Origin of the sequence: Ferrovibrio sp., from assembly GCF_965278975.1 — a bacterium.
Taxonomy (GTDB): Bacteria; Pseudomonadota; Alphaproteobacteria; order Ferrovibrionales; family Ferrovibrionaceae; genus Ferrovibrio.
In genome coordinates this window covers 2,986,143-3,011,587 of the sequence record NZ_OZ257126.1, presented here as the reverse complement: position 1 = coordinate 3,011,587, position 25,445 = coordinate 2,986,143, and the positions used below count along the sequence as shown (strand labels likewise).

General features: G+C 62.4%; 15 protein-coding genes. 9 read left to right on the top strand and 6 right to left on the bottom strand.

Features of this window, described 5'->3' with window-relative positions; translation table 11 throughout:
• Positions 1 to 26: 26 nt before the first annotated feature.
• The 4 genes from ACQY7X_RS14425 to ACQY7X_RS14410 form a co-directional block, all read right to left on the bottom strand.
• A complete protein-coding gene (locus ACQY7X_RS14425; protein WP_428246113.1) occupies positions 27 to 10,625 on the bottom strand; it encodes a cadherin-like domain-containing protein in 10,599 nt (3,532 codons plus the stop codon).
• A gap of 451 nt (positions 10,626 to 11,076) precedes the next feature.
• On the bottom strand, positions 11,077 to 11,448 hold the full coding sequence (locus ACQY7X_RS14420) for an NINE protein (RefSeq protein ID WP_428246112.1): 372 nt from the start codon (positions 11,446 to 11,448) through the stop codon (positions 11,077 to 11,079).
• Positions 11,442 to 12,026 (bottom strand): hypothetical protein, encoded by a 585-nt coding sequence (locus ACQY7X_RS14415; RefSeq protein WP_428246111.1) that lies wholly within the window; start codon positions 12,024 to 12,026, stop codon positions 11,442 to 11,444. Before ACQY7X_RS14415 ends, ACQY7X_RS14420 begins: the two co-directional genes overlap by 7 nt.
• Complete coding sequence (locus ACQY7X_RS14410) at positions 12,023 to 12,682, bottom strand: hypothetical protein (protein WP_428246110.1); 660 nt, start codon at positions 12,680 to 12,682, stop codon at positions 12,023 to 12,025. Before ACQY7X_RS14410 ends, ACQY7X_RS14415 begins: the two co-directional genes overlap by 4 nt.
• 136 nt (positions 12,683 to 12,818) lie before the next feature.
• Here ACQY7X_RS14410 and ACQY7X_RS14405 point away from each other — a divergent pair, with 136 nt between their 5' ends.
• Genes ACQY7X_RS14405 through ACQY7X_RS14395 form a run of 3 tightly spaced genes read left to right on the top strand, consistent with a single transcriptional unit; the run spans position 12,819 to position 16,184 of the window.
• The gene (locus tag ACQY7X_RS14405; RefSeq protein WP_428246109.1) at positions 12,819 to 13,475 is read left to right on the top strand and encodes a LuxR C-terminal-related transcriptional regulator; all 657 of its coding nucleotides are present in this window, start codon (positions 12,819 to 12,821) and stop codon (positions 13,473 to 13,475) included.
• A 10-nt stretch (positions 13,476 to 13,485) separates the two neighbouring features.
• Positions 13,486 to 14,328 carry an alpha/beta hydrolase gene (locus ACQY7X_RS14400; protein ID WP_428246108.1) on the top strand — a complete coding sequence of 281 codons (843 nt, stop codon included), beginning with the start codon at positions 13,486 to 13,488 and terminating at the stop codon, positions 14,326 to 14,328.
• A gap of 11 nt (positions 14,329 to 14,339) precedes the next feature.
• A complete protein-coding gene (locus tag ACQY7X_RS14395) occupies positions 14,340 to 16,184 on the top strand; it encodes an ATP-binding protein (protein WP_428246107.1) in 1,845 nt (614 codons plus the stop codon).
• 4 nt (positions 16,185 to 16,188) lie between these two features.
• Here ACQY7X_RS14395 and ACQY7X_RS14390 read toward each other — a convergent pair whose 3' ends face one another.
• Positions 16,189 to 16,983 (bottom strand): cysteine hydrolase family protein, encoded by a 795-nt coding sequence (locus ACQY7X_RS14390; protein WP_428246106.1) that lies wholly within the window; start codon positions 16,981 to 16,983, stop codon positions 16,189 to 16,191.
• Between the two features lie 249 nt (positions 16,984 to 17,232).
• Between ACQY7X_RS14390 and ACQY7X_RS14385 the strand changes: the two genes are divergently transcribed.
• The 6 genes from ACQY7X_RS14385 to ACQY7X_RS14360 are packed head-to-tail and all read left to right on the top strand — an operon-like array spanning position 17,233 to position 23,635.
• Entirely contained in the window at positions 17,233 to 18,243 is a 1,011-nt protein-coding gene (locus ACQY7X_RS14385; protein WP_428246105.1) for a BMP family protein, read from the top strand.
• Positions 18,244 to 18,257: 14 nt separating this feature from the next.
• Positions 18,258 to 19,820, top strand: coding sequence for an ABC transporter ATP-binding protein (locus ACQY7X_RS14380; protein ID WP_428246104.1), 1,563 nt, complete (start codon positions 18,258 to 18,260; stop codon positions 19,818 to 19,820).
• A gap of 27 nt (positions 19,821 to 19,847) precedes the next feature.
• The gene (locus tag ACQY7X_RS14375) at positions 19,848 to 20,933 is read left to right on the top strand and encodes an ABC transporter permease (protein ID WP_428246103.1); all 1,086 of its coding nucleotides are present in this window, start codon (positions 19,848 to 19,850) and stop codon (positions 20,931 to 20,933) included.
• Positions 20,933 to 21,853, top strand: coding sequence for an ABC transporter permease (locus ACQY7X_RS14370; RefSeq protein WP_428246102.1), 921 nt, complete (start codon positions 20,933 to 20,935; stop codon positions 21,851 to 21,853). The genes ACQY7X_RS14375 and ACQY7X_RS14370 overlap by 1 nt, the downstream gene beginning before the upstream one ends.
• Positions 21,854 to 21,857: 4 nt before the next feature.
• Entirely contained in the window at positions 21,858 to 22,520 is a 663-nt protein-coding gene (locus ACQY7X_RS14365) for a cysteine hydrolase family protein (protein WP_428246101.1), read from the top strand.
• Entirely contained in the window at positions 22,517 to 23,635 is a 1,119-nt protein-coding gene (locus ACQY7X_RS14360) for an amidase (protein ID WP_428246100.1), read from the top strand. The genes ACQY7X_RS14365 and ACQY7X_RS14360 overlap by 4 nt, the downstream gene beginning before the upstream one ends.
• Here the strand turns inward: ACQY7X_RS14360 and ACQY7X_RS14355 are convergent.
• Positions 23,596 to 25,392 (bottom strand): DEAD/DEAH box helicase, encoded by a 1,797-nt coding sequence (locus tag ACQY7X_RS14355; protein ID WP_428246099.1) that lies wholly within the window; start codon positions 25,390 to 25,392, stop codon positions 23,596 to 23,598. The genes ACQY7X_RS14360 and ACQY7X_RS14355 overlap by 40 nt on opposite strands.
• Between the last annotated feature and the right edge of the window lie 53 nt (positions 25,393 to 25,445).

Sequence of the window (25,445 nt, the reverse complement as noted above, 5' to 3'; positions counted from 1 at the left end):
CGACATCTTCCCCCTCAACTCCATACTCAGGCCGCCTGATCCTGCAGGATAGCCAGCAAGGCATCACGCTGCGCCTGGAATAACGATGGTCCGGTCTGGCGCAGTTGCTCGGCCAGCCCAGGCTTGCCTGCTGCCGCTGCATTCGCTTCGCGGTCAACAGGCACTGATGCATCCGCCTGATCCGAACCAGGCACACCATCGGCTGCCGGCGCCTCGGCCCCCTGCTGCGGGGCTTGCTGTGCTCCCTGCTGCCCGGGTGCCTGCTGCTGGCCACCCTGGTTTGCCGGCTGCTGCCCGCCTGGCTGTTGCCCGCCTGGCTGCGGTGCCTGCGAACCATCCGGATTGGTAAGGATGATGCGGAAATCCGCGGAAGCCTCGTTACCTTGCTTGTCTCGGCCAACCACCTTCACATCCACCGCCTCGACGCCCTGGTTGCGCGCCTCCTGGGCATTGACGCTGAACTCGCCAGTCTGCGGGTTGAATTGCACGAAGGATGGCAATGCGCTCCCATCAGGCTGCTTGGCTTCCTTGGAAATCTGCTCCGACGGATCGGAGTGGCGGAAAGCCGAGGCCGGGATCGAGAAAGTCTCGCTGGTCTGCTCGCCGAGCACTCGATCCTGCATCGAGGCCGCGAGTTGCACTGGATTGATCGGCAGCGAGAAGAAGCTTTGCACAAAGCCAGCAACCGTGAGCGGCGCGCCGCCAAGCTGCCCCTCACCGGCGCCGATTGTAGTGGAGGTGGAGCTGGAGGATGAACTGTTATTGCCGCTGCCGCTGGTCGGCAGATTAAGTGCAGCATTGGTAAGGTCGACCGGCTGCTGCGGCGGCGGCTGTGTTATCACCACTGTTGGCGGCGGGGTCGTCGTCGTCGTTGTCGGTGGCGGCAACGGCGCCGGATCGACGGTAATCGGCACAATGCTGGTGGCGCTGAGCGGACCACCCGACCCGGTATTGCCAAGATCGTTGACCACAACGGTGAGTTCGTTCAGGCCACCGGCAGCTTTGCCGCTGAGATAAGTCAGGCCCACGAGCGCAGCGTTGAGCTGCGCGAGTGTGCCGGTCAGCGTGATCGTTTCGGTATTGATGGCACCGCCCGTGATCAATGTGCGATCGGCCAGAGACAGCATGCCCTCGTTCACGGTCAGCGTGACGGTCATATTGCCGCCGCCAACATCGACATCGGCCAGCGAGATCAGCTTGTCGCCATTGATCGTCTGCACAATGGTGGCGATTGCACTGATCTTGTCAGGCGCCGTGATGGTCGGGGCATCGTCCACCGGATTGACATTGATGGTGACCGAGGCCGTGGCCTGCTCATCCGCCGGCCCACCCGTGAGCAGCGGATCAATGCCTGTATTGCCCTGATCGTTCAGGGTAAGAGACAGGGTATCGACGCCATTGAAATGCAGATTGCCGCGATAAGTAAGGTTGGCGATGGCGGTGTTGAGGGCGGCCTTGGTGCCGGTCAGGGTCATCGTGGCGCTGCCATTGGCGCCGCTGTCGATGGTGAGGCCCGTAGTATCGGCAAGCGTGAGTGTGCCATGACTGACCGACAGCGTGACGGTCATATTGCCGCCGAGGTCATCGACATCGGCGAAGCTGATGCCGCCGACTGCCAGATCGACATCTTCATCCACGGCCTGCACACCCGGCACGGCGATGGTCGGGGTATCGTTGACCTCCTGCACCGTGATCGCCACGGTCTTGGCGTCGGTCAGCGGCCCACCGGAGCCGGTCTGGCTGTTGTCGTTGACGCCGATCTGCAGCGTGTCGCTGCCATTGTAATTGAGGTCGCCCTTGTAGGTCAGACCGGCCAGGGCAGTATTGATATCCGCCTTGGTGCCGGAGAAGGTCATCGTCGCATCCGACGTACCGTCACCCGCCGTAAAGGTCAGGCCGGTGATGCCGGACAGCGTCAATACGCCATGGCTGACCGTGAGGGTCACCGTCAGCTTATGATCGCCGGTGCCTTCATCGGAATCGATGTCATCCAGGCTGATCAGGTTGCTGTTGCCGGTCGAGAAGACCAGATCGGTATCTTCCCGCACCGTCTGCGCCGTCGGCACGGTAAGTACCGGTGCATCATCCACCGGATCAACCACGATGGAGACTGACTTGGTATCGGTAAGCGGACCGCCGGAACCGGTATTGCCGTTATCGGTTACCTGGATCTGCAACGTGTCAGTCGCGGCATGATGCGAATTGAAATTCAGGTTGCCGCGGTATTTCAATCCATCCAGCGCCGCCCGGATATCAGCCTGCGTGCCCGAGAAGGTCATCGTGGTGTCGGACGTACCGTCACCCATGGTGAAGGTAAGGCCCGTGATGCCGGAAAGCGTCAACACACCCTGAGAGACGGTCAGCGTCACGGTCAGGGCATGCGAACCAGTTCCCTCGTCGGCATCGATATCGGCGATGCTGATCAGGTTGCTGTTCGCGGTATTAAAGACCAGATCGGTATCTTCATTCACATGCTGGGCCGTGGCCGGGCGCGTGATTACCGGCGGATCGTTAACCGGACCGACTTCGATGGTGACCGATTTGGTATCGGTGAGCGGACCGCCGGAGCCAGTCTGACTGTTGTCGTTGACGCTGATCTGCAGCGTATCCGAGGAGATGCCGGCATTATCGTCCGGGTCGCCGCGATAGACCAGGCCGGCAAGCGCGGCATTGATATTCGCCTTGGTGCCGGAGAAAGTCATGGTCGCATCCGACGTGCCGTCACCAGACGTGAAGGTAAGACCCGTGAGGCTTGCCAGGGTCAGTGTGCCCTTGCCCACGGTGAGCGTCATGGTCAACTTGTGATCGCCGCTGCCCTCGTCGGAATCGACGTCTTCCAGGCTGATCAGGTTGCTGTTGCCGGATGAGAAGACCAGATCGGTATCCTCGGCAACGCTCTGCCCTGCCGGCACCGTGATCACCGGCGCGTCGTCGATCGGATCAACCGTGATGGCGATGGTCTTGCTATCGGTCAACGGACCACCGGAGCCAGTCTGGCTGTTGTCGTTGACGCCAATCTGCAGCGTATCGCTGCCATTGTAGTTGAGGTTGCCCTTGTATTTCAGGCCGGCGAGCGCGGCATTGATATCCGCCTTGGTACCGGAGAAAGTCATCGTCGCGTCAGACGTGCCATCGCCCGTGGTGAAGGTCAAGCCTGTGGTGCCGCTGAGGGTGATCACGCCATGGCTGACGGTCAGCGTCATGGTCAGCTTGTGGTCGCCCGAACCCTCATCGGAATCGACGTCATCCAGGCTGATCAGGTTGCTGTTGGCTGAAGAGAATGTGAGATCGGTATCTTCATTCACCGTCTGCCCGGTCGGCACGGTGATCACCGGCGCATCATCCACCGGACTAACGGTGATCGCTACCGTCTTGGCATCGGTCAGCGGGCCACCGGAACCAGTCTGGCTGTTGTCGTTGACATCGATGCTCAGCGTATCGCTGCCGTTGTAGTTCAGATCGCCCTTGTACTTCAGCCCTGCCAGGGCCGCATTGATATTCGCCTTGGTGCCAGAGAAGGTCATGGTGGCGTCAGACGTGCCATCACCCGTGGTGAAGGTCAGACCCGTGGTGCCGGAAAGAGTCAGCACGCCATGGCTGACCGCCAGGGTCATGGTCAGCTTGTGGTCGCCCGAACCCTCGTCGGAATCCACGTCCTCGATGCTGATCAGGTTGCTGTTGCCGGTCGAGAAGGTGAGATCGGTGTCTTCATTCACCGTCTGCGTGGTGGCCGGCCGGGTGATCACCGGCGCGTCATCCACCGGATCGACCGTGATCGCCACGGTCTTGCTGTCGGTCAGCGGACCGCCGGAGCCATACTGGCTGTTATCGTTGACGCCAATCTGCAGCGTGTCGCTGCCATTGTAGTTCAGATCGCCCTTGTACTTCAGGCCGGCGAGTGCGGCATTGATATCCGCCTTGGTGCCGGAAAAAGTCATCGTCGCGTCCGACGTGCCATCGCCCGTCGTGAAGGTCAGGCCCGTGATGCCGGAGAGCGTGAGCACGCCATGGCTGACCGTCAGGGTCATGGTCAGCTTGTGGTCGCCGGCGCCCTCGTCGGAATCGACATCATCGATACTGATCAGGTTGCTGTTGGCTGAAGAGAATGTGAGGTCGGTATCTTCATTCACCGTCTGGGTGGTGACCGGCCGAGTGATTACTGGGGCATCATCAATCGGGCTGACGGTGATCGCCACGGTCTTGGCATCGGTGAGTGGGCCGCCCGAGCCGGTCTGGCTGTTGTCGTTGACATCGATGCTCAGCGTATCGCTGCCGTTATAGTTCAGATCGCCCTTGTATTTCAGGCCGGCCAGGGCAGCATTGATGTTGGCCTTGGTGCCGGAGAAAGTCATCGTCGCATCCGACGTGCCGTCGCCCGTGGTGAAGGTCAGGCCCGTGGTGCCGGAAAGCGTGATCACGCCATGGGTGACCGCCAGGGTCATGGTCAGCTTGTGATCGCCCGAGCCCTCGTCGGAATCCACGTCCTCGATGCTGATCAGGTTACTGTTGCCGGTCGAGAAGGTGAGATCGGTGTCTTCATTTACCGTCTGAGTGGTGGCCGGCCGGGTGATCACCGGCGCATCGTCAACCGGGTTGACGGTAATGGCGATGCTTTCGGAATCGGTGAGCGGACCGCCAGAGCCATACTGGCTGTTGTCGTTGACGTTGATCTGCAGCGTGTCGCTGCCATTGTAGTTGAGGTTACCCTTGTATTTCAGGCCGGCTAGGGCGGCATTGATGTTGGCCTTGGTGCCGGAGAAGGTCATCGTCGCATCCGACGTGCCATCGCCCGTGGTAAAGGTCAGACCCGTGGTGCCAGAGAGCGTCAGCACGCCATGGGTGACCGTCAGAGACATGGTCAGCTTGTGATCGCCGGCACCCTCATCGGAATCGACATCCTCGATGCTGATCAGGTTGCTGTTGGTGGAATTGAAGATCAGGTCTGTGTCTTCATTCACCGACTGGGTCGTCGGCGCAGTGATCACCGGCGCATCGTCCACCGCGCTTACGGTGATCGCCACGGTCTTGCTGTCGGTCAGCGGGCCACCGGAGCCGGTCTGGCTGTTATCGTTGACGCCGATCTGCAGCGTGTCACTGCCATTGTAATGCTGATCGCCCCGGTATTTCAGGCCAGCCAACGCGGCATTGATATCCACCTTGGTGCCGGAGAAGGTCATCGTCGCATCCGACGTGCCGTCACCCGTAGTGAAAGTCAGGCCCGTGAGGGTGCTGAGCGTCAGCACACCATGGCTCACCGTCAAGGTCATGGTCAGCTTGTGGTCGCCCGAGCCCTCGTCAGAATCCACATCCGCGATGCTGATCAGATTGCTGTTGGTGGAATTGAAGATCAGGTCGGTATCTTCATTCACCGTCTGGGTGGTGGCCGGGCGGGTGATGGCTGGCGCGTCATCCACCGGATTCACCGTGATGGTGACCGTGGAGGTGCTTTCCTGCGCACCACCAGCGCCGGTATTGCCCTGGTCGTTGACCTTGATCACCAGCGAATCAGTGGCAACGATATTGGAATTGTAGTTCAGATCGCCCTTGTATTTCAGGCCAGCCAGCGCGGCGTTGATCTTGTCCTCCGTGCCGGTGAAGGTCATCGTCGCATCCGATGTACCATCGCCCGTGGTGAAGGTCAGGCCCGTGGTGGTGCTGAGTGTCAGCACACCATGGCTCACTGTCAGCGTCACCTTCAGCGCCTGGCCGAAATCATCCGGATCATCAACACTGATCAGGTTGCCATTGCCGGAATTAAAGACCAGATCGGTATCTTCGTTCACCGAAACATTATTGTTCGCCAGCGTGATACCCGGCGCATCGTTGGAGCCGGAAACTGCCACAGTGATATGCTTGGTTTCGGTGAGCGCACCAGTGCCGCCATTGGCTTTGTCATCAATGGTAACGGCAATATCGACTGCAATATCCGGATTGCCGCCGGCAGGCGTGAATTGCAGACCCTGCAAGGCTGCATTAAGATTCGCCATGGTGCCTTCGATCACCATGTTGCTGGCACCATTGGTGCCAGTGATGAAGCTGATGCCGCTGGTGCTGCTGAGCGTCAGGCTGCCATAGCCCGAGGAATTATAGGTCGAGGCCAGGGTCAACCGGTAGGTCAGGGTCGAAAGCTCGTAGGGCGTATCCTTGGCATCGTCAAAGCTGATGGCGTTGCTGTTACCGGTGCTGAAGGTGAGCGAGCCGCCGGTGGTAAGATACTGCACGGCAGTAGGCGCGGTGAGTGTCGGCGCATCGTTCACGGGATTGACGGTGATATCGACGGTCTTGGTATCGGTGCCCGCGCCCGTGCCGGTATTGCCGTTATCATCCACCGTGACGGTGAGTGTATCCTTGGCCTGGCTGTTGAAGGCGCCGGCGTTGGTGCCGTTGAAGTCTTCATTGGCCTTGTAGCTCAGGCTGGCCAGAGCGGTGTTGATCGCGGTGCGCGAGCCGGAAATGGTGAACGTGTCGGCATCATTGCTGGTGCTGTTCAGGAAGCTGATGTCGGTAGTGGTGCCGAGCGTCAATTTACCGTTCAGAACCGTCAGGGTAACCTTGATGTCGCTGCCAAACGAATCCGGGTCGGCCACCGAGATCAGGTCGCCACCAGAGAAATTGAGCGTGGTGTCTTCCGTTGCCGTCACCGCGGCGGGCGCGGTAATCACCGGCGGATCATTCGCATTCGAGGTGTTGATATCGATATTTTTAGTGACGATGTTATAGCCGACGGCAGCACCACTCGGATCCGGACCACCATTGCCGTTATTGGTCGTGGTGATGTCGTTCACCGTTACCACCAGGCGCAGCGTCGCATTCTCGTCACCCGGCACCTGCAATTGCAGGCCATCCAGTGCCGCCTGCACATCCGCCTTGGTGCCGTAGAAGGTCATGATGGAATCGGCGCTGCCATCGCCAGTGGTGAAAGTCAGACCCGTGGTGCCGCTCAGGGTCAGTTCTGCCGCACCATAGGTGGAGCCGGCCTTCTGGATATCCAGCGTCACCGTCAGCTTGTCTTCCGTCATCGCCGACACGCTTTCGTAGTCGGGATCGCCGACGACAATGCGATTGCTGTTGCCGGAAGAGAAAGTCAGCGGCGTGGTGGTGGAGAAAGTCTGCGTACCCGGCACGGTCAGGGTCGGCGCATCATTCACCGGCGTGATGGTGATATTGTAGCTGCCATTCACCGAGCCGCCGGCGCCATCGCGCACCGTGAAATTGAAGGTGTCGGCGTGGTTCTCGCTGCCGTCGTGGGTATAAGTGACGCGGTTGTTGTTCAGGTCGTCCTGGGTAAACACCGAGCCGATGCCAAGCACGGCACCATTCAGCTTCAGTGTGCCGTAATCCACGTTGTCGGTAATCAGGTACTGGCGCTGGATCGTGGTATTGTCAGGATCGGTGTAATGCAGGTGGAATTCATCGTCCCCGGTGCCGGCGGTATTATCCGTGCCAAAACCGTTTTCACCCTTGATGGTCTTGGTTTCACCCTCGCTGAGGGTCATATCCTTCTGGCTGGACCAGACCGGCGGATCGTTCAGCGGTGCGGCCTCGATATTGACCGTGTAGACGGTGGAAAGGCTGTCTGCCTTCCCGCCCCCGTCATTCACGCCCATATTGTCATTGACCTGGAATTTGAAGCTGTCGGCGAACTGCTCCTCGCCGCCATGGGTATAGCGCAGCTTGCCGCCATAGAGCTGTGCCTTGGTGATCACAGTATTGACATCAACTGTGGTCTCGAAGCTGCCATTATTGTCGGCGTCGAGTTCCAGCACGCCATGGACCGGCAGATTGGTGATCTTGAAAGTCAGGTCGTTGGGATCGGCATAGCCAGTGCCGCTCTTGTCGCCGGAACCATCCACATCCGCCAGCGTAATGACTTCTTCGTCGATGATGTAGCTGCCGCCCTCATTCACCACCGGCACCATCAGCACTTCGGCGGTCGGCTGGTCATTTACCGGCGTGATGTCGAAATCCAGATCGACCAGGGAGCTGATATTGGTGCCGTCGCTGACCGTCAACTGGATGCGGTTGTTGGTGGTGAGGAAGTTTTCACTGCCGTTATGCTTGTAGGTGATCAGGCCATCATCCACATCCTTCTGGCTGAATGTGGCATGCAGGCCCAGCGCCGTGGCACCGCGATAGATGGTGCCGTTATCGGATACCGTCTCGATGCGGTAGATCAGCAGTTCCACCGGCGTGTCGCCATCCGTGGTGCTGAGATTGGCGGTGGCGATGGTGCCGCTGCTGTCCTCATTCAAAGTCACGGTATTGGCGACGATCACCGGGGCGATGGTATTGGCCGGCACATCATCCAGGGCTTCCGGGCCGGCGCCATCGCCGGCAATCAGGTTGGCCTCGATCTGGAACACAATCTGGGTCAGGCTGGCGCCGGCGCTGGGATCGTCATAAATGCCGCCCTCGCGGCGATCCGGATAGCTGCGCAGGCCGCCATCCTTCACCGTGAACACGGCCTGGGTGACATAGGTGGCGACCGAAAGGTCGGAATAGCGCAGCTTGCCGTCGTCAATATCCTGCTGCGTGAAGGTGGAACCAATCGTCAGGTATTTCCAGGTACTGCCATCAAGGAACTGCAACTGCCCTTCCGGCGGTACGGAGACGACCGTGTAGGTGAGATTGTCCGTGCCCGAATCAGGATCGGTCACCTGCAGCATGCTGTTGGTGATCACGATGCTGCCCTGGCCCGGGGCCATGATCGCACCGGTATTCACTGCCACCACGGGGTCATCATTGTTGTAGAGTACGTTCAGCTTGATATCGCCGAGCGTGGACTTGTTGACGCCCTCGCCGCCACCATTGTCGGTGACCTTGACCTGGAAGGTCAGCGGCGTGCCGCTCGGCTCATCGGCGCTGGCATCATAGGTCAGGTTGGCAAGGTCGTTGCTGGTAAAAGTGGAACCGACAGTAAGGGCTGTGCCGTTCAGCTTCAGCACGCCGGCGGTGGGCAGCGACATGATCTCGATACTATGCGGACCATCGCTGATATCCGGATCAGTGATGGTGAACACCACCTGCTTGCCAGTCTGGCCTTCATAGACATCGGTGGTGCCGGCCACTTCCGGCGCTTGGTTCACCGGGGTGATAGTCACCGGCACGATGATGTTGGTGACGATGCCACCGGCACCGTCTTCCAGCTGCAGCTCGAAATCATCCGAGGTGTTGCTCGGCACCTGGCTGCCATCATGCTTGTATTGCAGATGCTGAATCTGGGTCTGATCAAATACCGTGCCAACCACCACCGGGCTGCCATTGAAGGTCAAAACGCCATCGGCCGGCAGTGTCACCACCTTGTAGATCAACTGCACTGTTTGGTTATCAGGATCGACGGCGGAGAAGGCCCAGAAATCCGTGCCGTTACTGAACGCCACCGTGCCGCCTTCAGCGACCGTAACACCTGGTGTGGAGACCACCGGCGCGTCGTTCACTGGCGTGATGTTGACGTTGATCGTCTTGCTGTTGCCGCCGGTAGCCGCCACGGTAATGGTGTCGTTGCCGGTATAGTCGTCCGTAGCGCCGGAGCCTTCCGTGCCCTTGTACTTCATCTGGTTCAGGGCGGCATTAATCGCGTCCTGAGTACCCTTGAAGGTCATGGTGGCATCGGCGGTGCCATCGCCGGCGGTAAAGGTAAGGCCGGTGGTCTGCTTCAGCGTCACCGTACCATTGGCAGCAGAGACAGTGACCGTCATTTCGATGGTATTGGCGTTGTCGTCGCCATCGCTGACGGTGAAATCGGTGATGGTGAGTTCCGCGGCTTCAGCGATCTTGTAGATCTTGTCGCTGGCCGCCGATGAACTGACGCTCGGCACCGGGTCGTCCAGCAGGTCAGTGAAATTCGCCAGTGCCTCGGCAGAAAACGGCAAAGCCGCCTCGATGGTGCCGGTGCTGTATTCCAGCACCCAGTCGCCGCCGCGCGACATATCACCGGTCAAGTTGGTGGAGGCCGCCACATCGGCATGGGTAAGCTGCGCCAGTTGCTGCACGAAGGCGGTGCCATCGGGGCTGGCCGCCACCGAGCAGCCATAGAGCAGCAGGTCGGCGCCGGCATTGAGCGACTGGCTCCATTGCGCCACCGCCTGGGCCAGATCGCCTTGCAGCGTGTTGCTGTCCAAGATGCTGTTACCCAGCGCGATGCGGCCTTCATCACCATGCGCCAGGATATGCACTGCACCGACATTGCCACCAAGTTGCGCCAGGGTATCGCCGATCACCTGCACGCCATTCTCATCGGCGCCAATCAGGCGCACTTCCACCGATGGCGGTAGATCGGCGATCAGGGCCGCCGCGCCTTCCACCTTGGAGTCGATGAACACCACGGTCTTAGGCGCGGTATCCAGAATTTCCTGCGTGGTCTGGGGCGGCGGGGCCACCAGCTCGGCGCTACTGCCATTCTGTTCCGTTTGTGCCGCCATATTGTCGGCAGACGGCTGCGTCAGCGTGGCGATCAGGGCTGCCACTTCCTGCTGCTGGTGATCCTGCTGTGCAGTATCATGATCCGTGGATGCGGTATTATTATCCGCAGCAACGGCAGCAGCCGGTGCTGCTGCATCGAAGAGTATGCGAGGCTCAAGCGCACGCAGCGTCATCGGTACGCGCGCGGCGTCTGCGTTCTGCATTGACGGTTTGACTAGCCGCGGGTTGCTGGGCTGGAACGTCATGGCAAGTGCCTCTACAACCACAGGCCGTCTACAAACTGGAACAAACCATGTTCCGTATCGAAGCGGCAGCTGTCTCAAAATGCGCGGGATCGCTCTTGGCAATGAAATTACCCGGCGAAAAGCCCACCAGCAACTACTATTAAGCAACTTCTATGCGATACAACAATCATCTAACATCTGTCATTTTTAGACTTATTGCGTCATTTTTCTGAATAATTCCGTTAAGTTTGAATGCCGTGTAGCAAATTAGCCGATACACGCCCAGGGAGGGTTTTAGGTTTTTTATCCCATAATCTTGACGCAATGTGCAATCGTGCGTCCCAAGGTAGAACGCCTGCAAACGGTTCTGAAATGCAGTGAAGTTGGACGCCCGGTGGCATGACCCAGCAGCGACTCCGCCGGCGCGGGATCAGACGCTTTCGGCAAGACTGAAGCCAAGCACCAGCAGCACCATGAACAAGGCCGAGCCGCAAAGCCGCAGCAGAGTCGTGCGCTCGATCACCGCTCCCTCCCAGGGATAACGTTTCGGCAGCCGGCGGCGCAGAAAGCCGTGGCCCAGGGGCGGCTGGCGCAGCAGATCGAGCAGATCGACCAGACTGGCGAGCAGCGGAATGGCCGTCCAGGCCAGCAGCAGATAGAGCCAACCCTCACGCCGCGCGCCGAGCAGGAATTTATGGCCGCCCCAGAAACCTGCGAGCATGGTGAAGAACAGCAATGTCAGCCGGTTGACGCTCGGCCGCTCACTATTCAATTCAGGCCAGAGTGCCTCACCATTCACCATCGGCCCTGCATCGACTTAGCCGGCGTATGCACGCAGCGGATACCGCCCTCCTCGCCCTTGTCGTTGAGCGGCTTGAACAGGGTGTCACCCGTGCGGCGATAGCGCTGGCCTTTCAGCGGCCCGCTGGTCATGCGCAATTCGGTGCTGGCGGCATCGAATTGATAGGCGCCGGTGCCGCCATCAAAATCGCGATAGCGGCGGGCATCGAACAGGCCGAACATCAGGCCGCTTTGTGGCGACCCCATGATCATGCCGCCGATATTGATCGGCGCATCACAGCTATAGACCCCCACCGGCGGCGCCGAGGTGAGATTGGGCTTGGCTACCGGCTTGACCTGCTCTATCGGCGTGAGCCCGCCTATGTAGCGGAAATGGATCAGCTTGCCGTCTTCCGTATGCTGGAATTTGCAGCCGAGCAGCGGATCGCGTTCGCCGAGCGAAATCACCTCGGAGCGCTGCATCACGTTATCGCTGATGAAGCGTCGGCCGGCAGCCGGACACTGATCCTGTGCCGCCGCCGGCTGGGCCGCACCTGCTGCCAGCAGCAGGGTAATGCCGGTGAGAGCAATCCGTATCAATTGCCTGCCCCGCCGGCCACGATGGCACCAATGGCACCGATGGAATATTTGCCGGCCGCTGCGATCACATTACCCGCACCGCCCGATACGATGTTGCCCGCACCGCCAGAGACGATATTGCCAGCGCCACCGGAAACGATGTTGCCCGCACCGCCGGAAACAATCGCGCCGCTCTGCTTGTTGATCAGGTCATTGCCGCGAATAGCCAGCACGGTACCGCGCGGCGCATTCATGTTGGGTACCTTCACCACGGTATAGCTCAGGTTCACCCAGCCCGCCGTCGGGCAGGGCCGGCCAACCAGCGCGCCGCCCGAAGGCACCACGCAAAGGCCCGGATCGGCATTGTTGAACTGACCGCTGCCGGTGAATTTCCATTCCTGGAACTTGGAGAAGTTGCAGGTGGCGAAGAATACCTGGCCGCTGCGGTTCATCTCCAGGCATTGCGAGCCTTGCTGCAACTGGCCGAAGAACACGTTTTCGTTGGGAATGTAACGGATATTGTTGTTGTGCCGGCTCATGCTGCAGGGCGCCATCACCGCCTTGCCGCCATTATTCGCCAGGCATTGCCCGCCATAGGCAAAGACATCGGCCTTGGCCGCCGGCGCCGCCAGCAGCAGTGGCAGCAGAATCATGCAATAGCGAAGCGGGAATTTCATGGCGTGGCTCCTGTTGTCACGTTTGCCGCACTCTAGGCAGCAGCCATGACACCCGAGAATCCCCCGCGCGGGGTATTTTGCGGCTGACCTGTCGATTCCCTGATGCCTGTGGCGCCTGCTTTGCTATGATTCCGGCATGGAGAACGCCCGCATCACCGTGGCCGTGGTGGAAGATGACCTACTGCACCGCGAACGCTTCCGCGACAATCTTTGCACCGATCCGGCGCTGCATCTGGTGGCCGAGTATGGCAGCGTCGCGGAAGCCACCGCCGCCCTGCCCGCCCTGCGTCCCGATGTGCTGCTGGTCGATCTCGGCTTGCCGGACGGCAGTGGCTTCGATGTGATCGCGGCAGCCCTTCGGGTTTCACCCACCACCGAAATCATGGTGGTGTCGGTATTCGGCGGCGAGGACAACCTGCTGCGCGCCGTGGAAGCCGGCGCCACCGGCTATCTGCTGAAGGATTCTCTGCCCGGTGATTTCAATGCCACGATCCATGCCTTGCGGGCCGGCGAGTCACCGATCAGCCCGGCGCTGGCCCGCCTGCTGCTGAAGCGTTACCAGCCGGCAGCACCCGTGCCTACACCGCAAGAGGATGGAACATTGTCGCGCCGCGAAGTGGCGATCCTGGAACTGGTGGCGCGTGGCATCGGTTTCGCCGAAGTGGCGGAAACATTGTTCATCTCGCCGCACACGGTAAAAACCCATGTGAAGAACATCTACCGCAAGCTGGATGCCCATTCGCGGCCGCATGCCGTATATATCGCGCGCCAGCGCGGCCTGATTGCGTCGTGAGCGGATCGGCATGGCGCGTTGGCGGCGTGGATTGCTGATCTGGCTGGCACTTCTGGCCGGCGGCTACGGCGCCATCCTGGCTTATCTCTGGGCCACGCAGGAAAACCGCATCTTCTTTCCGCGCAGCCTGACCGCCGAACGCGCCGATGAAATCGTGCAGCAGGTGGCCGGTGCCCGCCATGTCTGGATCGATGCCCCGGACGGGACAAGGCTGCATGGCTGGTGGCGCCCGGCAAACCAGGGCAGCGCTTCGGGCCGGGTGCTGCTGTATTTCGGCGGCAATGCCGAGGATGTGCATTGGCGGCTTGGCCATGGCGATGGCTATCCCGGCTGGGATCTGCTGCTGGTCGATTATCGCGGCTATGGCCGCAGCGGCGGCCAGCCCGGCCAGGCGCAGATGCAGGCTGATGCCCTGCTCTGGTATGATCGGCTGGGCAGCGCCCTGGATGGTTTGGCGCCACCAAGCGCCATTGCCGTGATGGGCACCAGCCTGGGTTCCTACTACGCCACCTATCTTGCCGCCCGGCGCCCGGTTAACGGCATCGTGCTAGCAACGCCTTTCGACAGCGTACGCGACTATGTGCAGTCGCGCCTGCCGCTGTTGCCGGTGCGGCTGATCCTGCGCCATCCGATGGACAGCAAGTCGCAGGCCGGCAATATCCGTGCGCCCAGCCTGTTCATCGTTGCCGCCGACGACAAGACTATCCCGGCCGAACGCGCCCGCATCCTGTTTGATGCCTGGGCCGGCCAGCCGCGCGACTGGGTGCTGGTGCCGCAGAGCAACCACGATACGGTTTCCGCGGAGCCACTCTATTGGGAAGCCCTCGGCCGCTTCCTGCGTGATTTGCCTTGAACCCGGTGATCATGCTGATACCACGCATGATCGTGGCGCTTCTCGGGATCGGCCTGCTGCTGTTTGCCTTTCGCGGGACCGACCGGCATCCGCCTGAAGTGGTACGCATCACGCACGCCGCTTTCGTGAAAAGCTCCGGGCCGGACCGGCTGTCACTCGCCGAACAGCCCTGGGAGCAGCGCCGCCTGCCGGATTTCTGGCGGCTGCATCGTCCGAACGATGCCGGCTTCGGCTGGTATCGCGCCGATTTCGACGTGGTATACCAGCCGGATTCACCCTGGGCCGCCCATATCGCCTTTGCCAATTCGGCCTTCGCCTTGCGGCTCAACGGCGTGGAGCTGGCGCGCGAGACCGGCTTCGATGCGGTGCATCTTTCAGCGCGTGCCAGCCCGCCGCATCTGGTGCCACTGCCTGCCGCCCTGTTGCAGCCCGGCAGCAACCGTCTGGAAATCCAGTTACGCGTGGAGCGAGATATCAATGGCGGCCTGTCGGTGATCGAAGTGGGGCCGCAGCAATGGTTGCTGCAACGCCAGCAAAGCCAGGCCCTCTGGCGCATCGAACTGCCGCGCGCCCTCACCATGGCCGGCCTGGTGGCGGCCTTGTTCATGGCTTTGCTGTGGCTGCGGCGGCCGCGCGAGCGTATCTATCCATGGTTCTGCGCCCTGGCGCTGCTATGGGGGGTGCGGGCACTGTATTTCACCGGCGATGCCGATTGGCTGTCACCGTTGCAGCGCCTGCTCGGCCTCGGCGGCGGCGATCTGTTCCTCGCCGCCAGCTTCTCACTCGGTTTCGCGCTGCTGGCCATCGTGGTGAACCGCTTCGCCCATCGCGCCGCACCCTGGCGCGAAAGGCTGGCACTGGCACTCTGCATCGTGCTGCCGCTGGCGGTGGCGCCGCTCGGCAATCAAGTGCTGGAGCCCCTGCTGGCCGCCTGGTATGGCCTGGCAGTGATCTTCGCCGCCTGGGCCGCCAGCACGGCGGCGATACTGGCAAGGCGCGAAGGCCACTGGAGCTATTGGCTGATCCTGGCCGGCATCGTAGTGATGGCCATTGCCGGCCTGCATGACTGGCTGGTAGTGACCGGCCGGCTGCGCTTCGATCCCACGCCCTGGCTCGGCTATGGCCCGCCGGCGATGCTGGCGGCGATGGTGACAGCCCTCGGTGGCCGCTATTTCCAGGCTTTCGACGAGGCGGCACGGCTCAACCGCGAACTGGAAGATCGCGTTACTGAAAAGACCCAGGAAATCGAGCAGCATTACGAGCGCATCGCGCAGCTTGAGCGCGTCGCGGCAGTGGCCGAGGAGCGCGACCGGCTGATGCGCGAGATGCATGACGGCGTCGGTTCTCAGCTCATCACCACGCTTCATGCGCTGGAAAAGGGCCGCCTGGATCAGGCCGCCGCCGCCGATTTGCTGCGCGGCTGCATCGATGATCTGCGCCTGGTGATCGATTCACTGGATGCCAGCCCGCAATCGATGGCCGATGCGCTGGCCAATCTGCGCTTCCGCCTGGAACCGCGCCTTGCCACCGCCGGCATTGCTTCATCCTGGCAGATCGACATGACCGAAGTCACTTTGCCGCCCGGCGTGGCTCTGCAATTGCTGCGCATCCTGCAGGAAGCGGTGAGCAATGTGCTGAAACATTCGGGTGCCCGCCGGGTGGAACTGACCTGGAGCGTCTCGGCCGGGGAAGCGCGGCTGCATATTGCCGATGATGGCGGCGGTTTCATTTCCGATAGTGCACCGCAGGGCCGTGGCCTCGCCAACATGCGCCAGCGCGTGCAGCGTATCGGCGCCCGCATGGAATTGCGCAGCAGCCCGGGTGGTACGGCGATAGAGGTAGCTCTGACGCTCTAGAGCTTCATGTCAGCGCCTTGATCAGGGGGGCCGACTTGGTGACGAAGCCAAAGCACTTCTTCACGTTCCACACCGTCGCCTCGGTGCAGAAGGCTGGTGAGGAAGTGGCGCAGCAATCTTCCACCATCACACAGCCATAGCCGAGGAAGTTGGCATCGGTCAGGCTGTGCAGCACGCATTGATCGGTGTTGACGCCGGAGAATAGCACGGTACGGATGCCGAGATTGCGCAGGATGGAATCCAGCGGTGTGTCCCAGAAGCCGCTGATGCGGTATTTGTCGACCTTGATATCCTCGGGCATCTGCTCCAGTTCATCGACCACGGCAGCCGCCCAGCTATCCTTTTCCAGCACCCGTGCGCCGCTGCCAGGCAGCGGATCGCCCAGGCCGACGCCGCTGCCGGAATTCTTGTAGAGGTGGATCTGGTTCGGCGGCATGTTGGCGAGATCGGGCCGGTTGCCCCAGTTGACCCAGATCACCGGGATGCCGGCCTTGCGCAGCACCGGCAGCAGCTTCTGCAACGGCTTGATCGGGGCGCGGTCCGGCCGGTAGTCACCGCCGATATGATCCACCCAGCCGCCCGGCGCACAGAAATCGTTCTGCATGTCGATCACGATCATCGCCGTGCGTTTCGCATCGAAGGTGATGGTCTGCGGCTCCGCCTTCACCGTCACCGGCCGCGGCGCCGGGGCGGGCGTCGCCATATCAATATGGCTGGCGCTGGCGCCCCAGGCGTAATAGGCGCCAGGCGCCGAAAGCGGCTTCAGCTTGGCAGTCTTGGCGGACTTCGGTTTGCTCATCGACCCTCTCCCTCGGAAATACTGATTCAGGCAAAGCAAATAACCTGCCAGCGGCAAAGCCGGGCTTAGCGGGAGAGAGCATGCATACGATGCCTGTTTTTTAGGCTTTGCATGCAATTATGCGCAGTGCATCAGCAGAGTCTCCCCGATCAGCCATCAAGCCTTGCCTGATTCAACATGAATCACCGCTGGCACGCCGATTGCAGCTTCCTCAGTCGACTGATCTGTCGCCATCCTGAGGGGAATATCATGTTTCACGTTGATCCCACGCTTCGCATCGACCGCCGCCGCTTTCTCATGGGCAGCGCTGCCGCTGCCGGTGTCAGCTTCATCGGTAGCTGGGCTGTGCCCGCCCGCGCCGCCGGCCCGCTCACCGTGGGCGTGCTGATCCCCGGCTCCAAGTCGGACAAGGGCTGGATGGAATCGGGCTATGATGGCCTCAAAGCCGTGGAGAAGAAGCTCGGCGACAAGGTGAAGATCAGCTTCATCGAGAATGTGAAATTCGGCGAGATGGAGCAGGTGCTGGTCGCGCTGGCCGGCAAGAACGAGCTGATCATCGGTGTCGGCGGCCAGACCCAGGCTTCGGTGACCAAGGTGGCGCCGCGCTTCGCCAAGAAGAAGTTCGCCATCGTCGGCGGCAATGCCGATCCGAACAAGCCGGCGAATGTTTCGGGCTACGATGTGCGCCAGGCCGAGATCGGCTTCGTTGCCGGCGCCGCCGCCGCGATGCTGTCGAAGAACGGTGCCGTGTCCTATGTGGGCGGCCTGGAAATCCCAGCCATCGTCAACACCGGCAAGGAATTCGGCAACGGTGCCAAATACATCAACCCCGGCATCAAGTATTTCGAGAATTACACCGGCGATTTCGACGACGTGGCGAAATCCAAGGAAGCCACGCTGGCCGCCATCGCCCAGGGTGCCGATGTGCATTACCACATCCTCAATCTCGGCCTGCGCGGCATGGAACAAGCGGCGCGTGAGAAGGGCACCAAGATCATCGGCAGCTACACAGATCGTTGCGGCACCGATCCGCTCTATATCGCCTACTCGATCACCGGTGTCGGCTATCAGGTCGAATACGCCATCGAGCAGGCCGTGGCCGGCACCTGGAAGCCGGAATTCAAGCCCTTCGGCCTCGCCATGGGTCCGAAGTCGTCCGACATCGTGATCTGCGGCGGCGGCACCCCAGCGATGATCGCCAAGCTGGACGAGATCAAGAAGGACCTGCTCTCGGGCAAGATCAAGGTGCTCGACGCCTAATGATGGCTGAAGCAATGCCAGCGGTGACAGCAGCGGGTGAACGCCCGCTGCTGGTGCTGGAGGACGTGTCGAAACGCTTCGGCAGCCTGCAGGCGCTCGCCGATATCAGCCTGGATTTCCATGCCGGCGAAGTGCATTGCCTGCTGGGTGAGAACGGTGCCGGCAAGTCCACGCTGTGCAACCTGATCTTCGGCACCCATGCGCCGGATACCGGCTTCATGCGGTATCAGGGCCGCGAATGGCTACCGACCGGCCCCGCCGAGGCACTGACCAGCGGCATCGCCATGGTGCATCAGCATTTCAGCGTCGTGCCGCGCATGAGCGTGGTGGAGAACCTGATGCTGGGCCAGGTGCGCGGCGTGCTGAAACACAAGGATTATGCCGCGCGCATCCGCGACCTCGGCAAGCGCTACGACCTCGCGGTCGATCCCGATGCCATTGTCGGCGAACTTTCCGTGGGTGAGCGCCAGCGCGTCGAGATCGTGAAATGCCTGATGCGCGAACCGCGCCTGCTGGTGCTGGATGAGCCCACCGCCGTGCTGCCGCCAGAAGAGATCGGCGCGCTGCTGGATATCGTGCGCCGCGTGGCCGATGATGGCCGCGCGGTGATCATGGTGACGCACAAGCTGGCCGAAATTGCCAAGGTGGCGGACCGCGTCAGCGTGCTGCGCGGCGGCCGCAAGATCACCACCGTGCGCATGGCGGAAGCCCAGATGGGGGATCTGGTGCGCGCCATGGTCGGCCGTGAAGTCGTGTCGCTGGAAAGCGCGTTGCAAGCCAGCCTGGCCGAAATCGCCCAGCCCCCCGCCGGCGGTGACGACAAGCCGAAACCCTTCGCTCTGGTTTGCGACGGCCTGACCGTGAAAGACCGCAGCGGTGCCGTGCGGCTGGACAATTTCACCCTGGAAATCCGCGCCGGCGAAGTGATCGGCCTGGCCGGCGTGGAAGGCAACGGGCAGTCGGAACTTGGCCGCGTGCTGGCCGGGTTGCTGAAGCCCAGTGCCGGACGTTTCCATATTGCTGAGCAGGATTTGACCGAGGCTGGTCCGGCAGCGGTGACGGCGGCCGGCGGCGGCATCGTGCCGGAGGACCGCCATGCGGTGGCCTGTGTCACCGGCATGAGCGTGGCCGAGAATATCTTCCTCAACAAGCTGAGCGATTTCACCCGCTTCGGCATGCTGCAACGCGGCGCCATGACCACGGCGGCAAAGGAACTGATGGCACAATACGATGTGCGCGCGGCTTCCGCCGAAGTTGCCTTCGGCGGGCTTTCCGGCGGCAACCAGCAGAAGGCCGTGCTGGCCCGCGAACTGACCTTGAAGAAGCTGGTATTCCTGCTCGCCGCCCAGCCGACGCGCGGTCTTGATATCGGCGCCGTGGAGGCCGTGTATCGCAATATCCGCGCGACTGCCGCACGCGGTGTCGGTGTACTGCTGATTTCCAGCGAACTGGACGAACTGATCGCCGCTTCCGACCGCATCCTGGTGCTGTATCGCGGCCGGGTGATCGGCGAGAAGCCGGCGCGGATGGACCAGCGCGAAGCCATCGGCGCCCTGATGTCGGGACATGCAGCATGAAGCTGGCAGCATGAAAAGGTTGGCAGCATGACGGCCCTTGCTTTAGATCGCCCGGCCCTGACCCGCGCTGCCTTGCGTCTGGCAGTGCCGCTTGGCGCCACCACGCTGGCATTGCTGTTCGGCCTGCTGATGATCGCACTATCGGGCCGCTCGGTGCCCGATGCCGTGGCGGCCTTCGTCGATGGCGCCATCGGTTCGCCGTTTGCGTTCGGCGCCTCGGTGAACCGTGCCGTAGCACTCGCCCTGGTCGGCTTCGGCTTCATCATCGCCAACCGTGCCAACCTGACCAATGTCGGCGGCGAAGGCCAGATCGCGGTTGGCGGCATCGCCGCCACCGCCGTGGCACTCTATGGCGGCGTGCAGGGCCTGCCATTAGGCTTGGCTGTGCTGCTGCCGTTGCTGGCCGGTGCGCTTTGCGGCGCCATCTGGGGCGCCATTGCCGGCGTGATGAAGGTGCGCTTCGGCACCAATGAAGTGATCAGCACGCTGTTGTTGGGCTTCATCGCCCTGCTGTTCGTTTATTGGTGCGTGCAATCCGACAGCCTGCTGCGCCAGCCGCGCAATTCCTCGGCTACGTTGCCGGAATCGCTGCCGATCCCGGAAAGCACGCAATTGCCGCTGCTGACTCCCGACCCGGAATCGCCGCTGCATATCGGCCTGCTGATCTGCGTGCTGTGCGGCATCGCCACCGCCGTGATGCTGAGCCGCTCGACTTTCGGCCTGAAGCTGCGTGCTGTCGGCTTGAATGAACTGGCCGCACGCCGCGCCGGCATGCCCTGCGACCTGCTGCTGATCGCAGCACTCGGCCTTGCCGGTGCGCTCGGTGGCCTGGCCGGCGCCACCATGATCCAGGGCGAACAGTATTACCTCAAGACCGGCTTCTCGTCGGGCTATGGCTTCGATGGCCTTGTCGTCGGCCTGCTCTCGCGCGGCTCCGCCGTGGGTGTGCTGGCCGGCGCACTGTTCTTCGGCTTCCTGCGCTCGGGCGGTATCTCCATGGAGATCATGGCCCAGGTGCCTGCGGCTCTTACTCTTGTGATCCAGGGTTTGATCGTCATTGCCGTGGCCGGATCGGTGATCCTGGCCGAGCGGCTGGCCGGGGAGACCAAGTGATGATCGACCTGCTCGCGGTATTCCTCGCCTCCACCATTCGCCTCGCCATGCCGCTGATGCTGGCGGCCAGCGGCGAACTGGTGAGCGAACGCTCCGGCGTGCTGAACCTGAGCCTGGAAGGCATGATGCTGACAGCGGCCTTCTTCGGCGCGCTGGGTGCCTGGGGCACCGGCTCGCCGGTGCTGGGTATCCTCTGCGCCGTGCTGGCGGCAATGGCCGTGGCGGCAGTGCAGGCCGTGCTGAGCGTGCGGCTGCGCGCCAACCAGCTGGTGGTCGGCATCGGCTTCAACATCCTGGCACTCGGCGCCACCACGTTGCTCTATCGCATCATCTTCGGCGGCCTGTCACGCGAGCAGATTCCGGGCCTGCCGAAAATGCATATCCCTGGCCTCAGCGACCTGCCGCTGATCGGTCCCGCGCTGTTTCAGCAGAGCTATCTGGTCTATTTCGGTTTCGGCTGCGTGCTGCTGCTGTGGTGGATGCTGAAATACACCGCCTTTGGCCTAGCGATCCGCGCCGTGGGCGATGACCCGCGCGCCGGCGACAAGGCCGGTGTGCCGGTGGCGCGCACGCGCTATCTCTCGGTGCTGATCACCGGCGCCATGGCCGGCCTCGCCGGCTCCTTCCTCTCGGTGGCCGATATCAACACCTTCACCGAGAACATGACCAACGGCGCCGGCTATCTGGCGCTGGCCGCCGTGATCTTCGGCGGCTGGACGGTATGGCGCACCATCGGTGCCTGCCTGCTGTTCGGCGCCGCCACTGCCTTGCAATTCCAACTTCCGGCCATGGGCGTGAACGTGCCCACCGCTTTGCTGCTGATGCTGCCCTATATCCTGGCGCTGCTGGCAGTGGCCGGCGTGGTTGGCCGGCTTGATCCGCCGGCTGCCCTCACCCTGCCCTTCCAGCGCGGAAAGTGATGCCATGCCGGTGATTCCCGCCCAGCCTTATGAATTCGAATTTCCCGCCGGCAAACTGGCATTGATCGTGATCGACATGCAGCGCGATTTCGTCGAACCCGGCGGCTTTGGCGCCGCGCTCGGCAACGATGTTAGCCTGCTTACCGCCATCATCCCGACCGTGGCCGACCTGATCGCCGGCTTCCGCAAGGCCGGCCTGCCGGTGATCCATACCCGCGAGGGCCACCGCGCCGATCTTTCCGATTGCCCGCCCTCCAAGCGAACGCGCGGCAAGGGCAGCCTCACCATCGGCAATAGCGGCCCGATGGGTCGCATCCTGGTGGATGGCGAGCCGGGCAACGACATCATCCCCGAACTGGCCCCGATTGCCGGCGAAGCCGTGATCCTCAAGCCCGGCAAGGGTGCCTTCTATGCCACGCCGCTGGGCGACATCCTGCGCCGTGCCGGGGTGAACCACCTGGTCTTTGCCGGCGTCACCACCGAGGTCTGCGTGCAGACCACGATGCGCGAGGCCAACGACCGCGGCTATGAATGTCTGCTGGCCGAGGATGCGACGGAGAGCTACTTCCCCGAATTCAAAGCGGCGACCTTGGCCATGATCCGCGCCCAGGGCGGTATCGTTGGCTGGACCGCGCCAGTGGCGACGATCCTGCCGCATCTGGCATGAGTGCCTTCGTTCCGGGCGGCACCTTCGTCATACCGCCAACCGGAAGCGGGCCGTTGAATGGCCGTACTTTCGCCGTCAAGGACCTGATCGACGTCGCAGGCCATGTCACCGGCGGCGGCAATCCCGACTGGGCAGCCCTGCAGCAGCCGGCGCAACGCCATGCCCCGGTGGTAGAGCGGCTGCTGGCTGCCTGCGCGACACTGATCGGCAAGACCATCACCGATGAACTGGCCTTCAGCCTGGAAGGCGAGAATGCACATTACGGCACGCCGCTCAATCCGCGCTGCCCGGACCGCCTACCCGGCGGTTCTTCCAGCGGTTCGGCATCCGCCGTGGCCGCCAGCCTGGCCGATCTGGCGCTTGGCACCGATACCGGCGGCTCGGTGCGCGTGCCCGCCAGCTTCTGCGGCCTTTATGGCTATCGCCCCAGCCATGGCCATCTGCCGCTGGATGGCGTGATCCCCTTCGCGCCGAGCTATGACACCGTGGGGCTGTTTGCCCGCGATGCCGAAACCCTGCGGCGCGGCGCATTGGCCATGGCAGATGCCAGACCCGCCGCCAGAACCACGCGCATCCTGTGGGCTGCCGATGCCTATGCCCTGGCTGATCCGGCAACGGCTGCGGCTTTGCCACGGCTTGGTGAACCGGTGAGACTTTATGATGGTGAGGATACCGATTGGCTGGAAGCCTATCGCGTGCTGCAAGCGGCCGATATCCAGGCGTCGCTCGGTGCCTGGATCGCCACGGCCAGGCCGCGCTTCGGCGAAAATATCGCACCGCGTTTTGCCGATGCTCTGGCGGTGAGCGAAGCCGAGATCAGGCGTTACCGCCCGATCCGTGCCGCCATCAGAGCCAAGCTGGAAACGATGCTGCCGCCCGGCACGCTGCTGCTGTTGCCCACCGCCCCTGGCCCGGCATTGAAACACGATAGTAGTGCTGCGACACGCGGCGCTTTCTATCGTGCCGCCTTGACGCTGACTTCGGCAGCCGGCCATGCCGGATTACCGGCCTTGAGCCTGCCAGTGGCTGAAGTGGATGGCTGCCCTGTCGGGCTATCGGTACTGGCAGGCGCGGGTCAGGACGAAGCCTTGTTCGATTTCGCCTTGGGATCGTAGCCGGACTTGCGGAACTTCTTCTTGTTCTGCTTGTCCCATTCCGGCTTCTTCAGCTTGCGCGGCCCATCGCCCTTTGGCTGTTCATCGCCGCCGATGCGCGGCCTCCAGGGCTTCTTCCCTGCCGGCTTGGTCGCTTCAGCCGGGTGATCGCCTGGTGTATTGCCCAGGCGCTTGATGGTCAGGTTCTCGCCCGTACCTTCTCGCTCGATCTGCTGCCAGAAGCGGTCGGCGGTATTGCCTGCCACTTCAAAATGCGTCTCGGTGTGGAACACCTTGATCGCACCGATATCGCGCCGGGTGAGATTGCCCACGCGGCAGATCAGCGGCAGCAGCCAGCGCGGCTCGGCATTCTGCTTGTGGCCGGCGGAAATGCTGAACCAGATGCCACCGCTGAAGGCTTCGCGCGGCCTCCGGACTGCCTCACCTGCCGGAGCAGCCGCTGGCAGGCTTTCAGACAATTCCTCTGGCGCCGGCAAGCCGGCGCGCTGCAGCCGCAGATAGGCAGCAGCAATCTGTTCAGGTGCGTGGGCTGCCAGCAGGGCCTGTACGAAATCGCGCTCATCTTCGGCCAACGGCGCTTGCAGCACTGCATCCTCCAGCATGCGCTGGCGGTCGCGCGCGGCGACATCGGCGGCATTTGGCGGCGTGCCCCATTCGGCACGGATATTGGCTCCTGCCAGCAGCCGCTGCGCCGTCTGCCGCCGGTTATACGGCACCATCAGGGCGCAAAGCCCCTTGCGGCCAGCACGGCCAGTGCGACCCGAACGATGCAGCAATGTCTCGCCGTTGGTCGGCAGGTCAGCGTGGATCACCAGCTCCAGGTCCGGCAGATCGATACCGCGTGCCGCCACATCGGTGGCGACGCAGATGCGGGCGCGGCCATCGCGCATCGCCTGCAGGGCATGGCCACGGCTGGCCTGGGTCAACTCGCCCGACAACGCCACCACAACAAAGCCGCGATTCGACAGCCGGGCCGTGAGATGGTTCACCGCCATGCGCGTGCCGCAGAAAATCAGCGTGCTCTTGGGCTGGATATGGCGCAGCAGGTTGATGATGGCATTCTCGCGCTCGCTCGGCGCCATCTGCAAGGCACGGTATTCGATATCGCCATGCTGCACCCGCCCCTGCTGCGCCGATAGGCGCAGCGCATCGCGCTGGAAACGCTTCGCCAGGGTGGCAATCTGCTGCGGCACGGTGGCCGAGAACAGCAATGTGCGGCGCTCCGGCGGCGCGGAACTCAGGATGAATTCCAGATCCTCGCGGAAGCCGAGATCGAGCATCTCGTCGGCTTCATCCAGCACCACGGCGCGCAACGCGCGGATATCCAGCGAGCCACGCTCGATATGATCGCGCAGGCGGCCCGGCGTGCCGACGACGATATGCGCGCCACCCGAGAGCATCTGGCGTTCCTGGCGCATGTCCATGCCGCCGACGCAGGAAGCCACGCGCGCCCCGGTCTGCTCATAGAGCCAGGTCAGTTCGGTGCAGACCTGCAAGGCCAGTTCGCGGGTCGGCGCCACCACCAGGGCCTGCGGCAGGCTGCCGCGCTCGAAACGCTCCGCGCCCTGCAGCAGGGTCGGCGCTACAGCAAGGCCGAAAGCCACGGTCTTGCCTGAGCCGGTCTGCGCCGAGACCAGCAGATCGCGGTCCGCCGTTTCCGGCGCCAGCACCATGGCCTGCACAGAGGTGAGCGTATCGTAGCCACGCGCGGTAAAAGCCCGGGCCAAGGCCGGGACCACGCTTTCCAAACCGTTCATTGCAAGAAACTTCCAGGAGGCGCCGCCAGGGCGCGAAAGACGGGCCACAGCCC

Coding starts and splice junctions, on each gene's coding strand:
- ACQY7X_RS14355 (WP_428246099.1), bottom strand. CDS start 25,392: ATGAACGGTTTGGAAAGCGTGGTCCCGGCCTTGGCCCGGGCTTTTACC.
- ACQY7X_RS14425 (WP_428246113.1), bottom strand. CDS start 10,625: ATGCAGAACGCAGACGCCGCGCGCGTACCGATGACGCTGCGTGCGCTT.
- ACQY7X_RS14375 (WP_428246103.1), top strand. CDS start 19,848: ATGACGGCCCTTGCTTTAGATCGCCCGGCCCTGACCCGCGCTGCCTTG.
- ACQY7X_RS14390 (WP_428246106.1), bottom strand. CDS start 16,983: ATGAGCAAACCGAAGTCCGCCAAGACTGCCAAGCTGAAGCCGCTTTCG.
- ACQY7X_RS14365 (WP_428246101.1), top strand. CDS start 21,858: ATGCCGGTGATTCCCGCCCAGCCTTATGAATTCGAATTTCCCGCCGGC.
- ACQY7X_RS14385 (WP_428246105.1), top strand. CDS start 17,233: ATGTTTCACGTTGATCCCACGCTTCGCATCGACCGCCGCCGCTTTCTC.
- ACQY7X_RS14360 (WP_428246100.1), top strand. CDS start 22,517: ATGAGTGCCTTCGTTCCGGGCGGCACCTTCGTCATACCGCCAACCGGA.
- ACQY7X_RS14410 (WP_428246110.1), bottom strand. CDS start 12,682: ATGAAATTCCCGCTTCGCTATTGCATGATTCTGCTGCCACTGCTGCTG.
- ACQY7X_RS14395 (WP_428246107.1), top strand. CDS start 14,340: ATGCTGATACCACGCATGATCGTGGCGCTTCTCGGGATCGGCCTGCTG.
- ACQY7X_RS14370 (WP_428246102.1), top strand. CDS start 20,933: ATGATCGACCTGCTCGCGGTATTCCTCGCCTCCACCATTCGCCTCGCC.
- ACQY7X_RS14380 (WP_428246104.1), top strand. CDS start 18,258: ATGCCAGCGGTGACAGCAGCGGGTGAACGCCCGCTGCTGGTGCTGGAG.
- ACQY7X_RS14400 (WP_428246108.1), top strand. CDS start 13,486: ATGGCGCGTTGGCGGCGTGGATTGCTGATCTGGCTGGCACTTCTGGCC.
- ACQY7X_RS14420 (WP_428246112.1), bottom strand. CDS start 11,448: ATGGTGAATGGTGAGGCACTCTGGCCTGAATTGAATAGTGAGCGGCCG.
- ACQY7X_RS14405 (WP_428246109.1), top strand. CDS start 12,819: ATGGAGAACGCCCGCATCACCGTGGCCGTGGTGGAAGATGACCTACTG.